The sequence below is a fragment of the Streptomyces sp. NPDC025833 genome (assembly GCF_055558055.1).
In genome coordinates this window covers 13,795-34,346 of record NZ_JBVHNF010000013.1, presented here as the reverse complement: position 1 = coordinate 34,346, position 20,552 = coordinate 13,795, and the positions used below count along the sequence as shown (strand labels likewise).

Below are 20,552 nucleotides of genomic sequence, written 5' to 3'. Positions count from 1 at the left end.
AGATCCGGCCCTCCTTCCCCACCCGGCCCGGGAACTTTCCCTCTCCCCAGGGAGTCGATCCGATGCGTGCTACCCGTCTCCTCCGGTCCACCGCAGTGCTGATCGCCGTCATGGCCGTCGGCTGCCCGCCCGCCCTCGCCGTGGCCCACACCGCACCGCGCCCCCGCGCCACGGCCTCGTACGACACCACCGCCCCGGTCCGCCACATCGCCCTCCAGGGCGCGATCAACGTCCGCGACCTCGGCGGCTACCGCACCGCACAGGGCCGCCACGTCCGCTACGGCCAGGTCTTCCGCTCCGACGCGCTCGGCAGGCTGACCGACTCGGACGTGGCACGGCTGTCCGGTCTGGGGCTGCGCACCGTCGTGGACTTCCGGGTCCCGCAGGAGGTGCGGAGCGACGGCGCCGACCGCCTGCCGGCGGGGACCGCCGTGACCTCCCGGCCGGTGCAGGACCTCGGTCTCCACGCCATGACCACGGAGGTGATCGGCTCCGGGGACCCGGTGAAGCAGCAGGACGCACTCGGCGACGGCAAGGCGGCGCGGCTGATGCGGTCCCTCTACCGCGCCCTCGTCACCGACCCGGGCGACCGCCGCGCGTTCGCCGAGACGCTCCGGGACATCGCGCACCACGGGCGGACCCCGCTGCTGTACCACTGCACCTCCGGCAAGGACCGCACCGGCTGGCTGAGTTACGTCCTGCTGCGGGCCGTCGGCGTCCCCGCCGCCGCCGCCGAGAGGGACTACCTGCTCTCCAACGACTTCCGCGCGGCCTCCGACCTCCGCGTCCGTGAGGTACTGAAGCAGCTCGGTCTGATGCAGGATCCGGACCTGCTCGTCCCGCTGCAGGAGGTCCGCCCGGACTATCTCGACGCGGCGCTCGACCAGGCCCGGCAGGACTACGGGAGCCTGCACGGCTACCTCACGCGGGGCCTCGGACTGAGCCGCAGTGAACTGGCCCGGCTCCGGGCCCGGCTGGTCGGATGACGGGGGGTACGTGCCGCGACGGGTCCTGACGGCGCGGGCGTCGACGGTCCGGTCCTGGCCGGGGAGCGGCGACGACCACGCGATCGTTCCGGACCGGGTCACCGTCCTGGGCCGAGGGCCTCTGGCACCGGTCCCCTGCTGAACCGCCGCAGCAGGGCCTAGGACTGTCTGCGGTGGAGTTCCTCGATGTCGGCCAGCATGGCGTCGGCCAGGTCACGCTCGGCGGCGTAGTGGCGCTCGGCCCACTTGAGGGTGAGCGCGGGGTAGGCCCAGGCCTCCTCGTCGCGGGCGCCCTCGACGTCGGCCGCGGCGCGCCGGCGCATGGACTCCGCGTAGGCCCGGTGCCGACCGAGCACCTCGTGCATCTGCTCGGGCTCCAGCAGGTGCCCGAGCCACATCCGGAGCATGACGCCGTGCTTGAGGATGGGCGGCTCCACCGGCGCCTCGCGCGCCCAGGTGCGGACCGCCTCCATCCCCGCGTCGGTGATCCGGTAGACACGCTTGCCGCGGCTGCCGGTCTCCTGGGCGACCATCCGGGAGGTGGCGTACCCGGCCTTCTCCAGCCGTTTGAGCTCGCCGTAGATCTGGCTGAACGACGGGCTCCAGTAGAAGAAGCGCAGCGACCAGTCCGCCCACTTCTTCAGGTCGTAACCGGACAGTTCCTCACCGAAGGAGAGCAGCCCCAGAACTGCCCAGCTCGTCGCCGGCAGGGCCGGCCGCTCGTCGCCGCTCTCCACGCCACTCGTCCTGTTCTCAGCCACACCCGCAGTGTACGAAGCGGGGAGCGGGGCCCACAGGCGAGGCGGTGCGGTCGGCCCCGCGGCACGGCGGGCCGGAGATACGCGATGGGGGCGCCACCGGCCCGACCGCCACCCGCGCAGGTCGTCATCGGTCGCGTGCTCGGCCGACGGCGACGGATGCCTGAACACGCCGCTAACAGCGTCCCGTGATGCCCCGGGCGGCGAGGATGTCCGTTGCCCCCGGGCACATGTGCTCCAAGCTGCGGGCGCCCGTGACGAGTTCGAGGTTCGGCAGCAGGTCCAGATCATCCAGGGAGCGTACGTCGAACAGGTCGTCCTCGCCGTCCCAGACCGGGGCGCACTCGATGTAGACCCGAAGCCCGCCGTCGAAGGTCAGCTCGTCCACCGTGGCGAGGAGCGCCTCGGGTATCTCCAACGCCTCGAAGTAGGCCCTGGCCTCGTCGAGGATCGTGAAGTCGAGTTCGTTCTCCTCCATGTAGTCGTCCAGGTCCTCGACGCCGCGCTCCCGCATGTGCTGCGCAAGGCTGAACGCGGGAGTCAGGGTCTTGTCCCGGTACATGAGCTTCTCGACGACAACGAGCTTGAAGTAGAAATCACGGAAGGTGGCCATGGCTCACGTATATCAGCGGAGTCCGACAGCGACGCCGGGACCGGCACCTGAGACGGCGGCCTGCGGTTCGGACGCACCAGCCCCGGCCCCGGGGGACGTCGATCTCGCCACAGCCCTGCCGGCCCCCTCGGCGACGGCAACTCGTTCGGTCAGCCGTCGATCGTGCGGAGGAACGCGATGAGGCAGCGGCCAGAGGAACGCATGCGCCCAACCCGCCGATTGGTGAGACGGGCCCGTCCCCGTCTCGCTCGGGCGGCGCCGTGGGGCGGCCCGTGACCCGATGTCCTGGGTCCAAGGTCGTTGTGGAAATGGGCCCATGGGCCGACGCGTGCCCCGGCCGTCGTGGCGATCATTGGGGTTGTCCGTTCGAGCCGGGAGGAGCCATGCGGGTGGAACAGGTGGGCTGGGTCGACATCCCGGCGGGGTTGCTGCGGAGGGGCACGCCGCTCGACGAAGTACCGGCGTTGGCCCGCCGTTACGCGGACACCGGGGTGCCGGTGGAGTGGTACATGAAGGAAGTCCCGCGCGCGGAGATCCACGTCCCGGCGTTCCGGATCGCCCGTACACCGGTCACGGTCGGCCAGTGGGCGCTCTTCGCCGCGGCCACCGGCCGACCGGTCCGGGGGGCGCCGGCGGACCATCCGGTCATCGGGGTCCCCTGGGAGGCGGCGACGGCCTACTGCCGGTGGCTCGCCGAACGGCTCGGCCTCGATGTACGGCTGCCCACGGAGGACGAGTGGGAGCGCGCCGCGCGGGGAGACGACGGCCGGGAGTTCCCGTGGGGTGAGGAGTACCGCACCGGCCTGGCCAATCTGGTGGACCTCGGCATCGGCACCACGACGCCGGTCGGCTCCTTCCCCGAGGGCGCCAGCCCGTTCGGAGTGCTGGACATGGCGGGCAACGCCGACGAGTGGACCTCCACCCTCTACGCCCCCTACCCCGGCGCACCCGCCGAGGTGCCGGGGACCGAGGACTGGGCCTTCGACCGGCACATCACCCGGGGCGGCGCGTTCCGCCACGACCGGGACCTGGCCCGGTGCGCCCGTCGGCACGGCGCCTACGAGCCGGATCTCGCGGCGATCGGCGTGGGCTTCCGCCTGGCGGCACCGGCGCGGTAGAAGCGGACACCGGCCACGTCCACGACTTCCGGCAGCATTGGCTCATGGCGTTGGGCGGCGTGCAGAGCGTGGCGGCGTTGGGGATGTCCGCGCGTCCGATCAGCACGGATGCGGCGTAGTGCCTCGGGCCGCCTGGCTCAGCAGCGCGGCGATGCGGCTTCACCCGGTGTTCGCCGAGCCGATGTGGGCGAGCAGGGAAGCGGTGCCGTCCTCCGCGGCGATCCCGCGGGCGAGTTCGGCCGCGCGGCGACGGTGGGACGGCTCGGACAGGCAGGCCGTGATCGCGTCGCCAAGGGCTTCGCCCGTGAGCGCCCGGAACGGCATGGGCCGCGGGGAAACCCCCAGCGCGTACAGCCGAGACGCCCAGAACGGCTGGTCGGCCATGACGGGAACGGGCACGGCGGGCACGCCGGCCCGCAGTCCGGCCGCGGTGGTACCTGCCCCGGCATGGTGGACGACGGCGGCGGTGCGAGGGAGCAGCCAATCGTGCGGGACGTCGCCGACGGCCAGGACGTCGTCGCCGTAGCCGCCGGAACCGTCCCGCCCCACCTGGAGCACCGCCCGCACGCCTGACCGTTTCACCGCCGCAGCCACCAGCTCACCGAGCCGTTCTTCCTGTCCCTCCGCCATACTGCCGAATCCGATGAACACCGGGGGCGGACCGGCGTGCAGAAAGTCGACCAGTTCGGCAGGGGGCTGCCAGCCGGCCGGCCGCGCTGGCCACCAGTAGCCGGCCACTTCGGCCCAGGACGGCCAGTCGTCGGGGCGCGGCACCACCAGCGGGCTGAAGCCGTGGAAGACCGGCCGGACGTCCGCCGGTGCCGAGGGCGTGCCGACGGGCAGTCCGAGGCGGGCACGCAGTAGGGTAACGGCGCCCGCGAAGACCGAGTCCGCGCGTTTCAGCACGTCCCGGCCCGCGGCGAGGTTTCCCTCGGGCCCCAGGTCATCGGCGCTCCGTGCGTTGGGCAGCGGGAACCGTCCGGTGGCGAAGGACGGTGCGAGGTAGGTGCCGATGACGGGGACGCCGAATGCTTCGCCGGCCGTCCGGCTGAGCGGTGCCGGGCCGAAGGCGGTGAGCAGTAGGTCGGCTCCGCCCGCCACGGCCTCCGCCACCCCGTCGGCGAGCCCGTCTGCGTACGCCCTCGTCAGCGCCTGAGCCTCTTCCCGCGACGCCGCTCGGGCCCAGTCACGGATCAGCGCCTGCGGGTCTCCCGGCACCGGCCGGTGGTCGAGTCCGCACCTGCCGACGAGCGCGGCGAAGGACGGGTGAGCGGCCACGGCGACCTGATGGCCCGCATCGGACAGACGCCGCCCGAGCCCCGTGAAGGGCGCGACGTCTCCGCGCGAACCAGCGGTGATGATCAGAATGCGCATGAACCGATTCTCCTCCGCGAGCGCCGTCGGGCCATCGTCACCGGCCGCCCGGGTCCGCAGCCCACCTGGCTACAGCAGCCAAGAGTCGGCAGGTGCTGGTGTTACCCATGGCCATCGAACACCGCCACGCCGAGGCGCTGCTCAAGGCCGCGTACATCCGCTGTCGCAACGCGGGTTCTGACTCAACTTCTATGCTCCGTGCACGCTGAGTGATGGCTGGCGGTTGGGTCGGCTCACGTCCCGAGCATCGAACACACAAGAGGAACTCGATGGCAGAACCGCCTGGAGATGTGCGAATCTCCTTTCCCAGATGTCGATCGAGAAGAATGCGATGACCCGCGACGACGCTCTCAAGCAATTCAGCCGCATCGCACGTGAGAGGGCATTCGGCAGGCACGTCGGGTCCGACCGGCTCATCCAGGCCGGCCTGGACGCGCTGATCGCGGGAGTCGAGAGTCCCTCCCTCGCCCTGCTGGCCGGCCTCCTCCGGAGCGAAGAGCCCGAGGCCCCGCAACTCTTCGACCAGGTACTCGACGAGTTGGGACTGCTCTTCCACCCACCCGCTGATCCTCGGGCCGCGAAGTGGGCCATGGCCTACTGGATCGCCGGTCAGATCTCCGACGGATCCCTGGATCCCTCCGTCGGAACCCACCACATCTGGGTAGACGTTGCCTATGACCTCGGCTACCCCCCAGAGCTGGAACCCCTCGTGCATTGTGCGCATGACCTGGACGGCTGGGAGGAGAGCTGGGAAGTCTCCATCGAGGAACTCAACAGGGAAGCGGTTGAGGCCGCGAAGCAGTTCCTCAGTGAGGGGCCGGCAGCCGAGGCAGAGCCCTGACCACCAGCCCTTTCTCGCCACAGGAACGGGTCACCCGCGAACCGATCCGCTCACTCAGCGGAGCTCCACCACAGAAGCTGAGCCAGAACCGAAACGTGCGGCCTTCGCACCCAACCGAGCATTGCCGACAACTTCTTCAATCGGCGTGAACACGCTGCCTCCCTCGTCAGCAAGGCGATCACGCCGATTGAAGAGGTATGCAGACACAACGTCGACAACGAGTAGAGCCAGCAGAGTTCACACCTGGTCAACAACAACTCCCGGCTTCCCGGCGTGGGGACTCCTTCCGCTGGAACTGGCCGGCAGGTCTGGCTCGCCTTCCGGGGCGCCCGCCGCTGAGGCGAGGCGCTGCCGCAGGCGGGTGAGGCGTGCGATCTCCGCGTCCAGGGCTGCCAGGCGGTCGGCCACGACGCCTTGGAACTCGCCGGGGCGGCTGTCACAGGCCTCCGCCGGGTTCTGGACGAGCAAGTCCAGGCGGTGGGCGCGACGGCGGATGTCCTCCAGGGTGAGGCCCAGAGCCTGCAGGTCGCGGATCACGCGGACGCGGGCCACTTCGGTGGGGCCGTACTCGCGTTGCCCGGACGGGGTCCGTGGCGGGGGCCGGAGCAGGCCGCGGGCCTCGTACAAGCGCAGCGCGCGCGGTGTGGTGCCGGCCGCCGCCGCTGCCTCACCGATCCGCATCCCCGCTCCCCCTGTGTCCTACAGTTCCACGATCGCCGCGCCGAAGGAGCGTCCCGCGATCAGTCGGGGCAACGCCTCCGGGGCCCGCTCCATTCCGCGAACCGCGGTGTACGGGAACCGGATGTCGCCCGCCCGCAGCCAGTCCCCGAAGCGGGCCTCCCACTCCGCCTCGACGTCCGGGTGGTCCATGCCGCTGTAGCCGGCGATCCTGATGCCCTTGGTCAGCAACCGGTACGTGTCGAGCACAGTCGGCGCGCTCCCGCCCGCCCGGTCCGGGGACAGCTGACCGTCCAGCGCGCCCACCAGGGCGAACCTGGCGCCCCGGTTCGCCGCGTGCACGGCGGCCGTCAACTGTTCGCCGCCCACGGTGTCCAGGACGACGTCGATTCCGTCCGGCGCCGCCTCGGCGAGCTGCGAGCCGATCGGGTCCGCTTGGCGCAACACCGTGGCATCGTAGCCGAGTTCGCGCTCCAGCCGCCTGGCCTTCTCCGGTGAGCCGGTGCTGCCGATCACCCGCGCGGCGCCCAGCAGCCGGGCGATCTGGCCCGCCAAGGTGCCCACCGCGCCGGCGGCGCCGGTCACGAACACAGTGTCGCCCTCTCGCACCTCGGCCAGGCGGGTCAGTGCGCCGTAGGCCGCGGAGCCCTGGGCGAGGTGGGCCACCGGGTCGGGCAGGGCGCCCTCCAGCGGCCTGCACTCATCGCTCGCGAGTGCCGCGTAGTCCCGCCAGCCCTGAAGGTGCAGCACCAGTTGCCCCTTCTTCATCGGCCCGTCGACCACCTCGCCGATGGCAGGCCCGAAAAGGGTGTCGCCGGGGCCGAGCGGCGGCAGCGGCACATCGCGGGTCTCGCCCCCGATGAGGGTGCGCAGACCCGGGAAGACGAGGAAGTGCGTGTTGTGGACGAGCACTTGGCCAGCCTCGCGCGTCGGGACGGGAGCGTGCGCCACGGTGAAGTCGTCCGGGGTCGGCAATCCAACAGGGCGCCGGGTCAGACGTACGAAGCGGTGAGTCGTGTTCATGGCCGGACGCTAAGCCCTGACCCATGGGTCAAGGTCAAGACGGGGCTCCTGCCTCGTCTTCCGGGCACAGCGCGACACATGAGGCCGGCCGGCCGGCGGGATGGCCCTGTCGCTGCCTCGGACGGGCCGCATCCCCTGGGCCAAGCCCTCGGGTGACGACGGCCCTGACGCCTTCGCCATCACCCGACGGCACCCGCACGTACCGACGGCCCCGGGATCCGCACCGTCCCCGCCCGGACGAGAGCACAACGCCTTGGCGGGCGCTTGGAAACCGGCGGGCTTGTGCCGCAGGGTCCGTCCTTCGTAACTTGGCCCTCATGGGCCTCTTCGACAAGCTGACCGGCACCCGGCACCCGACAGAGGGGGTGTCGCCGGTGCCAAGGGAGGAACTGCGGGCGGCGCTGCTCGGCCTCAACCGACCCGAGGTCCCGTACACGATCCGTTACGGCGCCGGCGCGCAGTGCGACCTGCTGGCGGAGTGGCGGCTCACGGAGCCCGCCTGGCAGCAGGTTTTCATCCGGTCCCGGCTCAGTCACGCCGTGCGGATCCGGATGCGGCTTGACCACAAGGCACACGAGGTCCGCGCCCTTGAGGAGCAGTGGGAACTCAGCCGGGTCGCGACCCCGACGAGGCTTGAGGCGACCGCCACGTACTCGCGTGGGCCCAGTCGAACCGTCAGCCGCCAGTGGTCCCTCGGACGCGGGGCGGACGGTGGCCTCGAGGCGACGGAGACCTTCCGTTTCGACAGCGCACGGATGCGCGAGCCGCTGCGCGACACCGTCCTCGCATCCGGCTGGACCTGGCGGGGAGTCGTCTTCGGCAAGCTGTGAGGCCCTCGACCCCCTCCCGGGAGGAGTCGTGGCCGTCGGTGTCGACGCTGGAACCGCTGACGCAGACGGTCCTGCCGGTGGAACCGCCTGGTCCGCATCCCTCACGTCAGGATGGCTGGGCCGTCGAGCCGGGCCCCCGGAGGCCGGTTCAGTGCGAGTCCGCCCCCGGCGCCCGCGACACCGGCACCGCAGCCGCGGTCCTGGTCCAGCACCTCACTGCGACCGCGGCGGCTCTGACCGACGATTCGGGCCAGGCCACCTAGGTATACGCCTGCTCCAGTTCGCACTGACGCACGTCAACACCCTGCCGGCTCACCGACGCCGACCAGCGGGCTCTGTCCTCGCTGCTCGGGACTCACCGGCTGGCCACCCCACCAGTGCCGGTCCGGCAGACAGCCGGGACCGAACCGAACCGTCGGGGCGCAGAATGTCCGGCGACGGCGGTGGGTCACGAGGAGGTAGCCACATGAGAATCCAGCTCCCGGAGGGGTCCTGGTGGGACTGGGACGTCGTGGAGTGGAACGCGGCACGACTACGCCTGGGCAGCGGTCACGACATCTCGTACGCCCACCACTTGGAACTGGTCTTCGCCGATCCCGTCTTCGTCATGTGCCCCGCCGCGTTCCGCGATCCGGCCTTCCGCGCACCGGCGCCGGACGAGGTGCGGCTGATCGCCGATCAGGTCGGTGAGACGCCGCCTGTCGTCCTCGCCTTCGAAGCGGACGCCGGTGGCTCGGGCCGGGCATCCTGCCTGATCGCCGCCGGGCAGCTCGACATCGTCCAGGGCACCGTCTTCCGATACTGGCGCGAGCCGGCCGCCGGGGAGCGCCTCGCGCCGTGGGTGCGGCCGCCTTGGGCCTGAGCCTTCTACTTCGGCACCTTGTGACCCGAGTCCACACCCCCCGGCAGAAGTGCGCAAGACACTACTTCCGCCGATGAAACTGCCTGGTCCGCCTCCTGCTCCGTCGGATTGACTTGAGGTCGGGGGACGCGCGGCCGGACACGACCGGTGGATCCGTCACTCCCCCTGCGGAGTTACCGCGTTTTCTTCACATCGAAATTCACCGCGCTTCCTGAAGCAGGTGAGGGAGCCGGGGTCGATACGGTGATGCGGAAACGGTTCAACGCGCTGGCGCAAGAAGATGCGCAGCAGTGGCAAGCCCAAATGCTGCACGAGGCACTGCTTTTTCCGAAGATCTACCGTGCGTTCCAGCGCTATGCCGAGACGGTGGACGACGGTCAGGCGGTCAAGGACGCTCAGCGCGTCCGGCTGGAAGCCATCCTCGGACACGCGACCTCCGCTGTCCCGGCATACCGGAGCCTGGGGGCCGTGGTGCGCGGGACCTGGGACCCCTACGCGCTGCTCGCAGCCTTCCCGATGGTGTCGAAGCGGCAGCTGGCCTCGCGACTGATCGACTACTGCGATGACGACCTCGATCCCACGACGTGCCGCGTCCTGGAGACATCGGGGACCAGCGGGATCCCGCTGCGCATGATCCATCACGACGATGCGTTGGTGCACGAGTGGGCGACCGCGCTCGTCAGGAACAAGCGGCAAGGGCTCGCGTTCGACCGGAAGGTACTGATGCCGTGCCTCGCACGCCTCGACCACTGGTTTGAGTACACCTCCCCCGGGATGGGATTTTCGCGAGTCGCACAGTTCGGCATCACCGCGTCCGGGCAGGACCAGCGTGCCGCGTACGCGACCCGGGCCACGGAATTCCGCCCGGACGTCCTGACGGGATCTCCGCGCAACCTCGCGGACTTCGTGAGTCTGATGAAAACGTTCGGCATGAGGGTTCCATCGGTACGGTCTGTCGTCACCTGTGGCGAGTTGCTCGTACCCGCCGTCCGGGAAACGATCTCCGACTTCTTCGGTACGCCGGTACGCGATATGTATGCCATGAAGGAGACGGGCACCATAGCCGTGGAATGCGAGAAAGGCGTCTACCACATCGAATCGGAGAGACTCCGGGTCGAGGTGGTCGACGACAGCGGCTCCCCGCTGCCGGACGGGCAGGTCGGCGAGATCGTGGTCACCGACCTCACGAACAGGGCGATGCCGTTGATCCGCTACCGCACGGGTGACTTCGGTTCCCTGGCACCCGCGGCATGTGCCTGCGGTCTCCCGCACAAGGCGATGAGCCTGGTGGAGGGCCGCAATCCTGGCGTGATCCGACGGCCGGACGGGACCACATTGCCCGTTCTGTGGGTGGCGCGTGCGGCCCGGCTCTGCCCGGTTCGGCGCTATCAGATCGTTCAGCAGGCCGATTTCTCGGTGTCTGTGCTGGTCGCGCCGGCTGCCGGCTTCACCCCGGCGAGCAAGGAAGAACTGGCGCGAAACCTGAACGATCTGCTGGGTGCGGAGCTGGAAGGCCGAGTGGAGATCGTTGACGACGTCTCCTTTCTCGACAGCGGCCGGCGCAAGGCCGTCGATTTCGTGAGCCTTCTGCCCGACGCTCTCGCCGCGTCCACGGCGTCCGAGACTCCCTGAGCCACGGCGGGCGAGGGGAATTCCGTCGAGGGGGGAGGTGGAGAGCATGACCAAGGAAGAGCGCATCGCGCGGATTCAGCAGTTCCTGCGCGCTGACGGTGTCATCTAGGCATCCGTCCGTGTAGTCCGACACCGGGGCCGGTGTCTCACCGGCCCCGGGCAGACCGATCAAACACCAAGAGCCCCGCAGACCAGGGGCTGTGTGGCAGATATCCAGGTGGGGAAGTGTACGAACGGGGCGAGACGGTATTGGACGTGCGGAACATCCGCAGGACGTTTCCCGGCCCTCCGCCCGTCGAGGCGCTGCTCGGGGTCAGTTTCACCGTGAAGCAGGGCGAGATCGTCGGTCTCCTGGGCGGGAACGGTGCGGGAAAGACCACTCTGTTGAAGATCCTTTCGACCCTGCTGCTGCCGTCGTCAGGGCGGGCGACTGTCTGCGGTGACGACGTGGCCGAGGAAAGCCGCCGCGCGCGACGCCACATCAGCGTGATATTCGGCGGGGAGCGGGGACTGTATCCGCGCCTGTCCGCTCTGGACAACGCCATGTTCTTCGGCGGTCTCTGCGGAGTGCGTCGCCATCTGCGCTCCCGTGCGCTCACGGCCCTGGCAGAAGTCGGTCTGGCAGAGCGCGCGGGGAGCCGGGTCGAGACCTTCTCCAAGGGCATGAAACAGCGGCTGCACCTGGCGATCGGGCTCTTGAACCGGCCTCGGCTGCTCATGCTGGACGAGCCCACCGTGGGGCTGGACCTCATGGAGGCCGAGCGGATACGCAGCACGGTGGCCCAGGTGGCCGAGACCGGCACGGCGGTCCTCCTCACCAGCCACTACCCGACCGACATCGACCGACTGGCGAGCAGAGTCGTCCTGCTCGACTCCGGCCGCGTGTCGCACGACCTGCCCATCGCCGAATTCCGGCAGCAGGCGGGCTTCGCCGCCGAAGTCCGCCTGTGCGGCCCCGGAACGGCCCCTCGTGGACCCAGCCCCCTCCTGAGTGGTCCTTCCGTGCGGATCCACCAGGGCACGGACGGCTGGACACTGGCCTTCCATGTCGAGACCTGGGACGCCGCACTGCTCACCCAACTGTCCGACGTGGTGCGTCAGCACCCGGTGACGGGCATCGACGTCGCTTCGCCCGGCATCGAAGCCGTACTGCGCAGACTGGTGCACAGCCATGCGTGAGTGGCCGCGTGCGATCGCATTCCAGGGCTGGACCATGTGGCGTGCGGCTGCCCTGCAAGCACGCGAAACGCTCCGGGTCAAGACAGCCGTGGTCATCTCGGTGATCCAACCCGTCGTCTTCCTGGCGGTCGCCTCCCGCACAGGTCCCTCCGCCGACCCCCGGCAATCGACGGAGGTCGTCCTCGGCTGCGTGACGATCGCCCTGTGGTCGTCCACCGTCTGGGGCGCGGGGACCCTGCTGCGCCGTGAGGCGGCGCAGGGAACCCTCGCGGCGCTACTGGTCCGCCCGGTCTCCCTGCTGGCGGTCCTGATGGGCAAGACGCTCGGGATCGCAGCGGTGGGACTGGCCCGCGCACTCGCCGCGGTGGCCATCGCCGCCCCCGTTCTGGGGCTGCGTCCAGACGTCCCGGACCCGATCGTCGTTCTGGCCGTCCTCACCGGGGCCTGGGTCTCCGCGGCGGCCATGGGGCTCCTGCTGAGCTGCGTGGTGTTCCTCTCCCGTGCGGGCCTGCGCATCATCGAGGCCCTCGGCTACCCGGTCTTCGTACTCGGTGGCCTTCTCATCCCGTTGCAGATGCTGCCCGCCCAACTGCGCTGGCCCGCCCACGCCATCAGCCTCTACCACGTCACGAGCATGATGCACGACGCCGCCCGGGGGCAGTCACCGGCCCCCGCCCATCTCGCGGGCGCGACGCTGCTGACCGCGCTCTACCTGGCGGGCGCGGTGTGGGCGTTCGACACCGTGCTGCGGCGCGGCCGAGCAAGGGGAACCGTTGAGCTTGCCTGACCGTCTGCCACCCTGGCTGTCCACCGCGTGGAGGATCTGCCGTCTGTCCTGGAAGGAGTACCGGGTCACGTCGGCCGGCACCGCGGCGCTGGTCAGCACCGCGATCCGCGTCGTCTTCCAGGTGGCCTTCTTCACCTACGTCGGGCAACTCGCCCACGGCAGCAGCGGCAAGACCTACGCGTTCGTCGGCGCCGTGGCCTTCGCTCCGGTTTCCGCGGTGGTCAGCCACCTCCCCGCTGTCATCTCCGCGGAGGTCCCCCAAGGCACCATGTACCGGCTGCGCCTGGGATCCGTCCCTCTGCTCGCGATCATGGTGCTGCGTTCCTGGGTCCACCTCGTCGAAGGCCTGCTGGCCTCCGGTCTGGCACTCTGCCTGCTCGGGCCGGCCATGCTCGGCTCCGCGGCAACGCTCCGCGTCGCGGCCGCGCTGCCCATCGTGGTGCTCACCACGCTCGGCTGCCTCTGCGTGGGGCTGTTCTGCTGCGCGCTGGTGCTCCTCGGCCTGGACGAGGGACTGGTCGTCAACTCCTTCGGCTATCTGATCCTGCTCTGCAGCGGCGCGGTCGTCCCCGTCGGCTCCGGAAGCGTCCTCCATCCGTTCGGGCAGGCACTGCCCCTGGGTGCCGGCCTGTCGGCCCTCCGCGCGGGCGGCACCGGGCACCTGGCGTCCGCGGCTCTCCACGAGGCCGCCGTGGCAGTGCTCTGGCTGCTCGCCACCTGTCTCCTCTTGCGGTTCTGGGAGCGTCGGCTCCATGCCGGTGCCGCACCGGAACCTGTCTGAGTACGGCGCACGGCAACCGTTACGGCGCACGGCAGCCGTACGGCACACGGCGACCGTACGGCGCTCGGCGATCAAGGCACCTCGCCGCCCCTTTCGCCCCTCACCTCATGGAGTCCACCGTGACCACGTCGGTCCAGGCGCACCTCCGCGCCCTCTGCGACGCCCTGCCTCGACTCGACACCGACCGCCTGGAGTCGTGGGGCCGTGACCTGGCCACCTCACTGCCCGCCGGGGGACGCCTCCTGGTCGCGGGCAACGGCGGCTCGGCGGCCGAAGCCCAGCACCTCACCTCCGAGCTGGTGGGCCGCTACCACCGCGAACGGGCACCGCTGTCCGCGATCGCGCTCCACGCCGACACCTCCTCGGTGACAGCCATCGCCAACGACTACGGCGCGGAGGAGGTCTTCGCCCGGCAGGTCCGCGCCCACGGGCGCCCCGGTGACATCCTGCTGCTGATCTCCACCTCCGGGCGCAGCCCGAACATCCTCGCCGCCGCCCGCGCCGGGCGGGAGTGCGGCCTGCGCACCTGGGCCCTGACCGGTCAAGGCGCCAACCCACTGGTCCAGGTGTGCGACGAGGCAGTGTGCGTCGCGGCCGAGTCGACCGCCACCGTCCAGGAGTGCCACCTCATCGCCATTCACCTCCTGTGCGCCGCCGTCGACGCCTGTCTCCCGGCACACCCGGCTGCTCCCCGCGCCGAGGACCCGGTTGGCAACACGAACGCCGAGCACGCCGAGCCGGGCCGGCACGTGGTGGTCGTCGGCGACGCGCTGCTCGACCGCGACATCACCGGGACCGCCGACAGACTCTCGCCGGAGGCCCCCGTACCCGTGATCACGCGGGCCCGTACCACCGAGCGGCCGGGCGGAGCCGGACTCGCCGCAGTCCTGGCGGCCCGGGAGGCGGGCTGGCGCGTGAGCCTGGTGTGCGGCATCGGCTCGGGTCCACCGGGGTCCCGGTTGCGCGAGCTGCTGCACCAGGCGGACGTCGAGGTCATCGACATCGCCACAGGCGGCGACACCCCGGTCAAGACCCGCGTCCGTGCCGCCGGCCGTACTCTGCTGCGTTTCGACGAGGCCCATACGCCCCCGCGGCTCGGCCCGCTCGGTGATGAAGCACGCGCCCGGCTGGCCTCGGCCGACGCCGTCGTAGTGGCCGACTACGGTCGCGGCGTCACCGGACACACCCAGCTCCGTGGGGAACTGGAGAAGGCAGCCCGTCGCTGCCCCCTGGTGTGGGACCCCCACCCGGCCGGTAGCGCGCCGGTCGCGGGAACCACCATGGCTGTTCCCAGTGCGGACGAAGCCGCGGTGCTGACCGGCGCGACTGCCGGCCGCAGCGGCCTCGGCGGCGACGTCGACCGCGGCACCCGGCTCCTGAGGCAGTGGCCGGTGAAACAGGTGGCCGTGACCCGCGGCCACCTGGGCGCGGTCCTGATGTCCGACACCGACGGACCCCCACTGGTCGTCCCGGCTGACTCGGCGGGCGCGGCCGACGCATGCGGGGCGGGCGACCAACTGGCGGTCACCGCTGCGCTGATGCTCGGCGCCGGACGGCTGCCCTCCCAGGCGGTGGCCACCGCTGTGGAAGCCGCATCGGCCTACGTCCACGCCGGGGGCCCCGCCGGCCTCACCGCCCGCCCCCGGCCCGACGACCGGCTCGGGGCGCTGAGCAGTGCGGCACGCGTACGCGAACGCGGCGGGGTCGTCGTGGGTACGGGCGGCTGCTTCGACCTGCTGCACGCCGGACACCTCTCCCTCCTGCGCCAGGCCCGGAGCCTGGGCGACATCCTGGTCGTGTGCGTCAACAGCGACAACTCCGTCCGCCGCCTGAAAGGAGGAGACCGCCCCATCGTCGGCGAACGCGAGCGGGCTCAACTGCTCCAGGCCCTGGACTGCGTGGACGGTGTACTCCTCTTCGCGGAGGACACCCCCGAACGAGTGCTGAACGAACTCAGGCCCGACGTATGGGTCAAGGGCAGCGACTACGCGGGCCGGCACATCCCGGAAACCACGCTCGTGGAGAGCTGGGGAGGACAGGTCGTGGTCGTCCCCTACCTGGACGGCCACTCCACCACCTCCCGCATCGAGCGACTCCACCACACCAGCCACGCCCGATGAGCCCACACGACGAGGCACCCGGCAACGACGCGGCCGGACCTCCTGCCCGGGCGCGACACCCGCCGGCGGACGGATGACCTGCCCACGCAACCCGCCCGCCCCGACAGACCCCGGACCGGGGCGGCGGCGCGCGGTCCTCCTCGACCGCGACGGCACCCTCACCCGACCGCGCCACTACCCGACCCGCCCGGACGACCTCGTCCTGCAACCCGGCATCGGGCCACCACTGCGGGCGCTCCAGCACGCCGATGTCGCCCTGGTCGTCGTCACGAACCAAAGTGCGCTGGCCCGCGGCCTGCTGAACGAGGACGGCCTGATCGCGATGCACGGCAGGCTCCGAGAACTGCTGGCCGAACACGACGTCCGGCTCGACGGCATCTACGCCTGCCCCCACCACCCGGACGCCACGGTGACCGCCCTGAAGGCCGCCTGCCCCTCCCGCAAGCCGGAGCCGGGAATGCTGCGCCAGGCGGCTCACGACCTTGGCCTCGACCTCACCCGATCCTGGATGATCGGCGACTCCGGCTGCGACATCGAAGCCGGACACCGCGCCCGAACCCGCACAGCACTGGCCGCCCCACGACCGCCGGCCGGCGTCACACCGGACCTCCACAGACCCACCACCGCCGAAGTGCTGCGCGAGGTGACGTACCGCTTGCTCGGATCCTGGGAGGCACGCGCATGCCAACGAAGCAGGCCGGTCCCACGATTGCCTGATGGGGGCTGAGGTGGAGTTCGGCCAGGCACCGCGGGGCCGTGGGGGGCGTCATCCTGGTGGAAGCCGAAAGGGCGGCAAGTCAGCGGTCGCTGGCCTGACGGACCGAGCAGCCGGAAATCGGGGCGCCCGACCTGTTCCGTTGTCGCGTCACGGCCGGTCCGGCCCATTCACGGGGCGTGGCGCCAATGGCCGCCGCTCGCCGCCCGGTTGTCCGCCAGATACGACCTTTCGTGGGCCGAAGTCCGCGCGCGGCCCGCTCCGCGTCGGCGCCTTGGTCCCGTCCTGCTGAACGCCGTACGCCCCGGTCGGGCTACGCTCCCCGTTCGGCGTCCTGCGGAGGACGCCCGACGAAGTTCGACTGCAAGCGAGAGTTGATGAGCCGCCGTATAGCCCAAGGTGCACTGGTCGTCGGCTCGATCGGCGTCCTGATCGACATCACGGACGCGATCGGGACGGGGCATCTGGAGCCGCACGATGCCTTCCCCGCGCTGATCGCGCTCGGCGCGGGCGGTGACCTGCTCAAAGAGCGGCGGCCCGGGGCCGCGAAGGTGCTGCATGCCGTGGCGTCGGTCCTGCTGGTGGTCGCCGGATCCATCGCAGGTGCCCGAGCGTGGACCGCACTCGGCAGAGGCACGGCCTACGACTGGCTCGACCTGGTACTCGGGGTGCTGGTCGTGCTCTACGTTGTCGTCGGCACGGGTCAGCTGCTCGCCCGCCTGTCCCGCAGAGCATCGACGTCTCGGACGCAGGCCAACACGCCCAGCGAGTAGCGAAGGTCAAAGCTCGTGAGGAAGCAGCCGGTGCCCGGACCGGGATGCGGAAACCGGGCAGCACGGAGGCCACGTCTCATCGACATGTGTAGGACGCCGATGCGGCGTGCGTCCACGCCCCAGCCGGGCCTGGACCCGGTGCCGGCCGTCGATGTAGCCGGTTTCACTGGAAGGCTGGTTCGCGAAGCAGGTGCGACGCTTCGATCGTGACACCGAGATCGACTTTCGACGGTGTTGCGTCGGCGGTAGATCACCCGGTCGGATCGCTGCGGGTGGCCATCGAGTCGCCACGCCCCCGGTCACGCTGCTTTCCCGTCCTCACCGGCCAGGAACGGACGCAGCAGCTTGAGCAGGGCGTGCGGCCGGTGCAGCGGGATGATGTGGCCGCAGTCTTCGATGACGTGTCCGGTGAGATCGTCGGTGACCGGGCGGAGCTGGCGTTCCAGCGCAGGACCGACGGGCCGGGCGCCCACCGCCATCGTGGGTACCGTCAGGCGGGCAGTGGCGACCGCCTGCTCGATCTGTACTGCGCTCTCGGGCAGGGCCCGGTAGTACGAGAACGCGCAGCTCAACGCCTGGCGGCCGGTGTATGCGCGGACGAACGCGTCCCGGAGGGCGGGGCGCACACCGTCGCCGAGCGTGCCGGCGCTCAGGAACCAGTCGACGTAGGCGGCCTCGTGGCCCTCCACCACGGTCTCGGCGAGGCTGGGCGCGGCGGAGTGGAAGCCGAACCACCACGGCGGCCCGTCGGCGAGGAAGTCCTCGGCGCCAGGCAGCCTGCCCAGAAGGGACTCCATGACGACCAGGCGCCGGACGAGACCAGGGCGGCGCAGGGCGAGGAGGAAAGCCGGCGCGGTGCCCGCGTCGATGCCCACCACCGCGGCCGAGGACACGCCGAGCGCGGTGAGGAGCGCCGCGGCGTCCTCGGCCAGGGTGCCCGCGTCGTACCCGGAGGCGGCCCGGCTGCTCGCGCCGAACCCGCGCAGGTCCGGGGCGATGACGCGGTAGCGGCCGGACAGATCGGCCATGACGTCCGTCCACAGCTCCCAGGTGTGCGGGAAGCCGTGCAGCAGCAGGACGGCCGGGCCCGACCCGGAGAGGGCGACGTTCAGTTCGACACCGTTGGCGAGGACGCGTCGCAGCTCGGGCATGAGGGGACTCCAGGTACTTGGTGAGTGATGGTGACCAGGTCACGCTAAGGAACTACGCTGGTCCGCCCAAGACGGCACTTTCCCTTCAGGTGGTGAGCCCCAGGTGACCACGTCGAGGCCCGGCGGACGTGACCAGCGACCCGGTGAGCGGGGCGACCTGCTGGATCCGCGCTGCCCGACCCGCCAGTTGCTCGACCGCATCGGCACCAAATGGACGTCGATGACGGTCAAGGTGCTGGCCGAGGAGGCTCCGGGTGAGCTTCGTTTCGCGGAACTGCGCCGCCGCATCCCGGGCATCTCGCAGAAGATGCTGTCCGTCACCCTGCACAGCCTGGTCCGCGATGGTCTCGTCGCGCGCCGCGTGGAACCCACCGTGCCGCCCGCCGTCCACTACCGGCTCACCGAGCTCGGCCTGTCCCTCGAAGTACCGCTCTCCGCCCTACGCGTCTGGGCCGAGACGCACATGCCGGAGATCGACCGAAGCAACCAGCTCGCCGACGAGTCGCCCCCCGATCAGCTCAGTCACGGACACTGTGACTGAACCCTTCAGGCGGCCGCTCCGAGTGTCACAGTTGACCACGTACCGTGCCCGCAGGCAGAAGGAGTGCGCCTGGTGAACTCGATCACGCAGCCGGATGAAGTCGGAGGCGAGTGGCCGGATCGAGTGGCCGCCGTGCGCCGGGACCTCGTCAGACACGGGCCGCCGCGGAGACCCGATGGCGGTCCGGACTTCGCCACCGTCACGCTGCCAGGCCGGACGATATCGCCCAGGAAGTGGAGGTCGACGAACACGTTGTGGAAGTGGTGGCTGCCGTCGACGAACGCCGCGTCCGCGGTGAAACCCTCGTCGGCCAACCGGGCAAGGAAGCGCTGCGACGGTTCGGTCACCAGCTCGGCGATGTCGTCCAGGCCGGCGCTACGCAGCAGCTCCCACCCGATACCGTCGTACGCCGTGTACTGGAACGGGTCGATCACCACATGCCGCGGGTTCCGTGAACCGGCGCGCAGCAGCGCCTCGCAGATCGCCAGTGGGGCATAGTGCTGCTCGACGACGTCTGGTGGCCATCGGTCGGCGCTGCCGTGGCGTACTTCGAGAGCAATCTGGGGTGGCGTCCGATACCGGGCGCTCTGGCCCGCGGGACCACCGACCCGGCCAGCGGTCGGCCACGGACTGGTGCCTACCGGCTGCCCGATCCGCCTCCGACGCCCAGTTTCGAGGAGTTCCGGCCGTTCTGCTGATTCGAGTGGGAGTTACGAGTCCCACTCGAATCAGCAGGGCCGTGGCAGAGTCTGGTCAGGCGATGCCCAGTCGGTCGAGCGGGCGGGTGAAGGGCTCGTGGGAGGCCTGCCGGATGTCGGCGGCGATAGCCGGGTGACGGTTCGGCCGTCGCCGGTCATCGCGGTCGGCAGATGGGCGGCGGGCGTCTGGCCGTGCCGAGAGCCGCGGGCGGCCTTGCCGTGGATCGCCACCGAGTCCGAACCGGCAGGCGGAGCGCCGGTTAGATCGGCGGCCAGGGCACGAGGGCGGACCCGGCCGATAACCCGCCGAATGGTGGCGGCACTCGGCCCGACGCGCACGCTGAAGGCTCCCACGCCCCGGGCACCCAGGCGGGCCAGGGCATGCTGCCACACGTTCGCGGGCCACTGGCCGATGACCGTGTACGAGCGTGCGCCGGCGACAACCGCCGAGGCGGCAACCGGCAGCACCATCACGAACGGGTGACGCACCCTTCGGCGCCGACGCCGACCGGTGCCCCGAGGGCTGCTGCGCTCAGGACGGGTCGTACCAGGAGAACGCCGCGATCCGCCAGCCCTCCGGGGTGCGGACGAACTGGAAGGCCTTGGTCCCGCCGCCCTCGAACGGCTTGCCGTCCAGGACGCCGGCCTTGCGGTACTCGCCGAAGCGCGACGCGATGTCGCCCGCGATCTCGGTCCGCTCGGAGGTCTCCCACTCCGAGAACTCGACCAATCGGCCGTCCGAGAGGAGGCGTTCGCGAGGCTCGATGAACTCGTCCACGGTGTAGACCGTGTACTCCGGCCCGGTCAGCACGATCACGCCACCCGGAATGACCAGCCGGCGGATCCGGGCCACGTCCGCGGCCTTGCCGCCGCGGTTGTCGAAGGCTCCGAAGAACTCTGCGGTAACGGCGTCAATCTCGATCTTGGACATCGCGCGACAGTAACACCGGTAAGTAGCAACGGACATGGCGCCGAGGTAGCTTCGGTCCACAACCGTCGAGGACCCCGACGCGACAACCGCCCGGCGCCGATCGCTGGAAGATCACCGCCGGCACAGCCCGCTCGGCGACCGGAGCCGAGCGGGAGCCGACG

Annotated in this window: 21 protein-coding genes and 1 pseudogene; 13 read left to right on the top strand and 9 right to left on the bottom strand. The window is 70.7% G+C overall.

What is annotated here, in order from left to right:
- Positions 1 to 62: 62 nt before the first annotated feature.
- Positions 63 to 986: a tyrosine-protein phosphatase gene (locus ACZ4K2_RS23645; RefSeq protein ID WP_467475840.1), complete on the top strand. Its 924-nt coding sequence runs from the start codon at positions 63 to 65 to the stop codon at positions 984 to 986.
- Between the two features lie 158 nt (positions 987 to 1,144).
- On the opposite strand, the gene ACZ4K2_RS23640 is transcribed toward ACZ4K2_RS23645, so the two are convergent.
- Both ACZ4K2_RS23640 and ACZ4K2_RS23635 read right to left on the bottom strand, forming a co-directional pair.
- On the bottom strand, positions 1,145 to 1,747 hold the full coding sequence (locus tag ACZ4K2_RS23640; RefSeq protein ID WP_467475841.1) for a PadR family transcriptional regulator: 603 nt from the start codon (positions 1,745 to 1,747) through the stop codon (positions 1,145 to 1,147).
- Positions 1,748 to 1,919: 172 nt separating this feature from the next.
- Positions 1,920 to 2,357, bottom strand: coding sequence for a DUF6892 domain-containing protein (locus ACZ4K2_RS23635; protein ID WP_467475842.1), 438 nt, complete (start codon positions 2,355 to 2,357; stop codon positions 1,920 to 1,922).
- Positions 2,358 to 2,740: 383 nt separating this feature from the next.
- Between ACZ4K2_RS23635 and ACZ4K2_RS23630 the strand changes: the two genes are divergently transcribed.
- Entirely contained in the window at positions 2,741 to 3,475 is a 735-nt protein-coding gene (locus tag ACZ4K2_RS23630; protein ID WP_467475843.1) for a formylglycine-generating enzyme family protein, read from the top strand.
- Positions 3,476 to 3,634: 159 nt separating this feature from the next.
- Here the strand turns inward: ACZ4K2_RS23630 and ACZ4K2_RS23625 are convergent, their stop codons facing one another.
- Complete coding sequence (locus ACZ4K2_RS23625) at positions 3,635 to 4,849, bottom strand: glycosyltransferase (RefSeq protein WP_467475844.1); 1,215 nt, start codon at positions 4,847 to 4,849, stop codon at positions 3,635 to 3,637.
- Between the two features lie 310 nt (positions 4,850 to 5,159).
- On the opposite strand from ACZ4K2_RS23625, the gene ACZ4K2_RS23620 reads away from it, so the two are divergent.
- On the top strand, positions 5,160 to 5,690 hold the full coding sequence (locus ACZ4K2_RS23620) for a hypothetical protein (RefSeq protein WP_467475845.1): 531 nt from the start codon (positions 5,160 to 5,162) through the stop codon (positions 5,688 to 5,690).
- 237 nt (positions 5,691 to 5,927) lie between these two features.
- Here the strand turns inward: ACZ4K2_RS23620 and ACZ4K2_RS23615 are convergent, their stop codons facing one another.
- Together ACZ4K2_RS23615 and ACZ4K2_RS23610 are read right to left on the bottom strand one after the other, a co-directional pair.
- Entirely contained in the window at positions 5,928 to 6,371 is a 444-nt protein-coding gene (locus tag ACZ4K2_RS23615) for a MerR family transcriptional regulator (protein ID WP_467475846.1), read from the bottom strand.
- 18 nt (positions 6,372 to 6,389) lie between these two features.
- Positions 6,390 to 7,391, bottom strand: a complete 1,002-nt coding sequence (locus ACZ4K2_RS23610; RefSeq protein WP_467475847.1) for an MDR family NADP-dependent oxidoreductase — start codon at positions 7,389 to 7,391, stop codon at positions 6,390 to 6,392.
- Positions 7,392 to 7,708: 317 nt separating this feature from the next.
- On the opposite strand from ACZ4K2_RS23610, the gene ACZ4K2_RS23605 reads away from it, so the two are divergent.
- The 9 genes from ACZ4K2_RS23605 to ACZ4K2_RS23565 all read left to right on the top strand — a co-directional run bounded on the left by ACZ4K2_RS23605 (position 7,709) and on the right by ACZ4K2_RS23565 (position 17,070).
- Positions 7,709 to 8,221 carry a hypothetical protein gene (locus ACZ4K2_RS23605; protein ID WP_467475848.1) on the top strand — a complete coding sequence of 171 codons (513 nt, stop codon included), beginning with the start codon at positions 7,709 to 7,711 and terminating at the stop codon, positions 8,219 to 8,221.
- A gap of 466 nt (positions 8,222 to 8,687) precedes the next feature.
- Positions 8,688 to 9,083 carry a hypothetical protein gene (locus ACZ4K2_RS23600; RefSeq protein ID WP_467475849.1) on the top strand — a complete coding sequence of 132 codons (396 nt, stop codon included), beginning with the start codon at positions 8,688 to 8,690 and terminating at the stop codon, positions 9,081 to 9,083.
- A 147-nt stretch (positions 9,084 to 9,230) separates the two neighbouring features.
- The gene (locus ACZ4K2_RS23595) at positions 9,231 to 10,715 is read left to right on the top strand and encodes a phenylacetate--CoA ligase family protein (protein WP_467475850.1); all 1,485 of its coding nucleotides are present in this window, start codon (positions 9,231 to 9,233) and stop codon (positions 10,713 to 10,715) included.
- A gap of 225 nt (positions 10,716 to 10,940) precedes the next feature.
- Positions 10,941 to 11,894: an ABC transporter ATP-binding protein gene (locus ACZ4K2_RS23590; protein ID WP_467475851.1), complete on the top strand. Its 954-nt coding sequence runs from the start codon at positions 10,941 to 10,943 to the stop codon at positions 11,892 to 11,894.
- Complete coding sequence (locus tag ACZ4K2_RS23585) at positions 11,887 to 12,681, top strand: ABC transporter permease (RefSeq protein ID WP_467769965.1); 795 nt, start codon at positions 11,887 to 11,889, stop codon at positions 12,679 to 12,681. Before ACZ4K2_RS23590 ends, ACZ4K2_RS23585 begins: the two co-directional genes overlap by 8 nt.
- A complete protein-coding gene (locus ACZ4K2_RS23580) occupies positions 12,674 to 13,462 on the top strand; it encodes an ABC transporter permease (RefSeq protein WP_467475852.1) in 789 nt (262 codons plus the stop codon). Before ACZ4K2_RS23585 ends, ACZ4K2_RS23580 begins: the two co-directional genes overlap by 8 nt.
- 119 nt (positions 13,463 to 13,581) lie before the next feature.
- Complete coding sequence (gene rfaE2 / locus ACZ4K2_RS23575; RefSeq protein WP_467475853.1) at positions 13,582 to 15,582, top strand: D-glycero-beta-D-manno-heptose 1-phosphate adenylyltransferase; 2,001 nt, start codon at positions 13,582 to 13,584, stop codon at positions 15,580 to 15,582.
- Between the two features lie 73 nt (positions 15,583 to 15,655).
- The gene (locus ACZ4K2_RS23570) at positions 15,656 to 16,309 is read left to right on the top strand and encodes a D-glycero-alpha-D-manno-heptose-1,7-bisphosphate 7-phosphatase (RefSeq protein ID WP_467475854.1); all 654 of its coding nucleotides are present in this window, start codon (positions 15,656 to 15,658) and stop codon (positions 16,307 to 16,309) included.
- Between the two features lie 365 nt (positions 16,310 to 16,674).
- Positions 16,675 to 17,070, top strand: a complete 396-nt coding sequence (locus tag ACZ4K2_RS23565; protein ID WP_467475855.1) for a hypothetical protein — start codon at positions 16,675 to 16,677, stop codon at positions 17,068 to 17,070.
- Between the two features lie 299 nt (positions 17,071 to 17,369).
- Here the strand turns inward: ACZ4K2_RS23565 and ACZ4K2_RS23560 are convergent, their stop codons facing one another.
- Positions 17,370 to 18,221, bottom strand: coding sequence for an alpha/beta fold hydrolase (locus ACZ4K2_RS23560; protein ID WP_467475856.1), 852 nt, complete (start codon positions 18,219 to 18,221; stop codon positions 17,370 to 17,372).
- Between the two features lie 103 nt (positions 18,222 to 18,324).
- Between ACZ4K2_RS23560 and ACZ4K2_RS23555 the strand changes: the two genes are divergently transcribed.
- Positions 18,325 to 18,762, top strand: a complete 438-nt coding sequence (locus tag ACZ4K2_RS23555) for a winged helix-turn-helix transcriptional regulator (protein WP_467475857.1) — start codon at positions 18,325 to 18,327, stop codon at positions 18,760 to 18,762.
- Between the two features lie 5 nt (positions 18,763 to 18,767).
- Here ACZ4K2_RS23555 and ACZ4K2_RS23550 read toward each other — a convergent pair whose 3' ends face one another.
- The 3 genes and pseudogenes from ACZ4K2_RS23550 to ACZ4K2_RS23540 all read right to left on the bottom strand — a co-directional run bounded on the left by ACZ4K2_RS23550 (position 18,768) and on the right by ACZ4K2_RS23540 (position 20,391).
- A complete protein-coding gene (locus ACZ4K2_RS23550) occupies positions 18,768 to 19,244 on the bottom strand; it encodes a class I SAM-dependent methyltransferase (protein WP_467769969.1) in 477 nt (158 codons plus the stop codon).
- Between the two features lie 246 nt (positions 19,245 to 19,490).
- Positions 19,491 to 19,952: pseudogene (locus tag ACZ4K2_RS23545) on the bottom strand (hypothetical protein); the annotation flags it as partial.
- 40 nt (positions 19,953 to 19,992) lie between these two features.
- Positions 19,993 to 20,391, bottom strand: a complete 399-nt coding sequence (locus ACZ4K2_RS23540; protein WP_467475858.1) for a nuclear transport factor 2 family protein — start codon at positions 20,389 to 20,391, stop codon at positions 19,993 to 19,995.
- Between the last annotated feature and the right edge of the window lie 161 nt (positions 20,392 to 20,552).

Excerpts from the sequence above, each read along its gene's own strand:
- ACZ4K2_RS23645 (WP_467475840.1), top strand. The coding sequence starts at position 63 with ATGCGTGCTACCCGTCTCCTCCGGTCCACCGCAGTGCTGATCGCCGTC.
- ACZ4K2_RS23635 (WP_467475842.1), bottom strand. The coding sequence starts at position 2,357 with ATGGCCACCTTCCGTGATTTCTACTTCAAGCTCGTTGTCGTCGAGAAG.
- ACZ4K2_RS23630 (WP_467475843.1), top strand. The coding sequence starts at position 2,741 with ATGCGGGTGGAACAGGTGGGCTGGGTCGACATCCCGGCGGGGTTGCTG.
- ACZ4K2_RS23625 (WP_467475844.1), bottom strand. The coding sequence starts at position 4,849 with ATGCGCATTCTGATCATCACCGCTGGTTCGCGCGGAGACGTCGCGCCC.
- ACZ4K2_RS23620 (WP_467475845.1), top strand. The coding sequence starts at position 5,160 with ATGTCGATCGAGAAGAATGCGATGACCCGCGACGACGCTCTCAAGCAA.
- ACZ4K2_RS23615 (WP_467475846.1), bottom strand. The coding sequence starts at position 6,371 with ATGCGGATCGGTGAGGCAGCGGCGGCGGCCGGCACCACACCGCGCGCG.
- ACZ4K2_RS23610 (WP_467475847.1), bottom strand. The coding sequence starts at position 7,391 with ATGAACACGACTCACCGCTTCGTACGTCTGACCCGGCGCCCTGTTGGA.
- ACZ4K2_RS23605 (WP_467475848.1), top strand. The coding sequence starts at position 7,709 with ATGGGCCTCTTCGACAAGCTGACCGGCACCCGGCACCCGACAGAGGGG.
- ACZ4K2_RS23600 (WP_467475849.1), top strand. The coding sequence starts at position 8,688 with ATGAGAATCCAGCTCCCGGAGGGGTCCTGGTGGGACTGGGACGTCGTG.
- ACZ4K2_RS23585 (WP_467769965.1), top strand. The coding sequence starts at position 11,887 with ATGCGTGAGTGGCCGCGTGCGATCGCATTCCAGGGCTGGACCATGTGG.
- ACZ4K2_RS23570 (WP_467475854.1), top strand. The coding sequence starts at position 15,656 with ATGACCTGCCCACGCAACCCGCCCGCCCCGACAGACCCCGGACCGGGG.
- ACZ4K2_RS23565 (WP_467475855.1), top strand. The coding sequence starts at position 16,675 with ATGAGCCGCCGTATAGCCCAAGGTGCACTGGTCGTCGGCTCGATCGGC.
- ACZ4K2_RS23560 (WP_467475856.1), bottom strand. The coding sequence starts at position 18,221 with ATGCCCGAGCTGCGACGCGTCCTCGCCAACGGTGTCGAACTGAACGTC.
- ACZ4K2_RS23540 (WP_467475858.1), bottom strand. The coding sequence starts at position 20,391 with ATGTCCAAGATCGAGATTGACGCCGTTACCGCAGAGTTCTTCGGAGCC.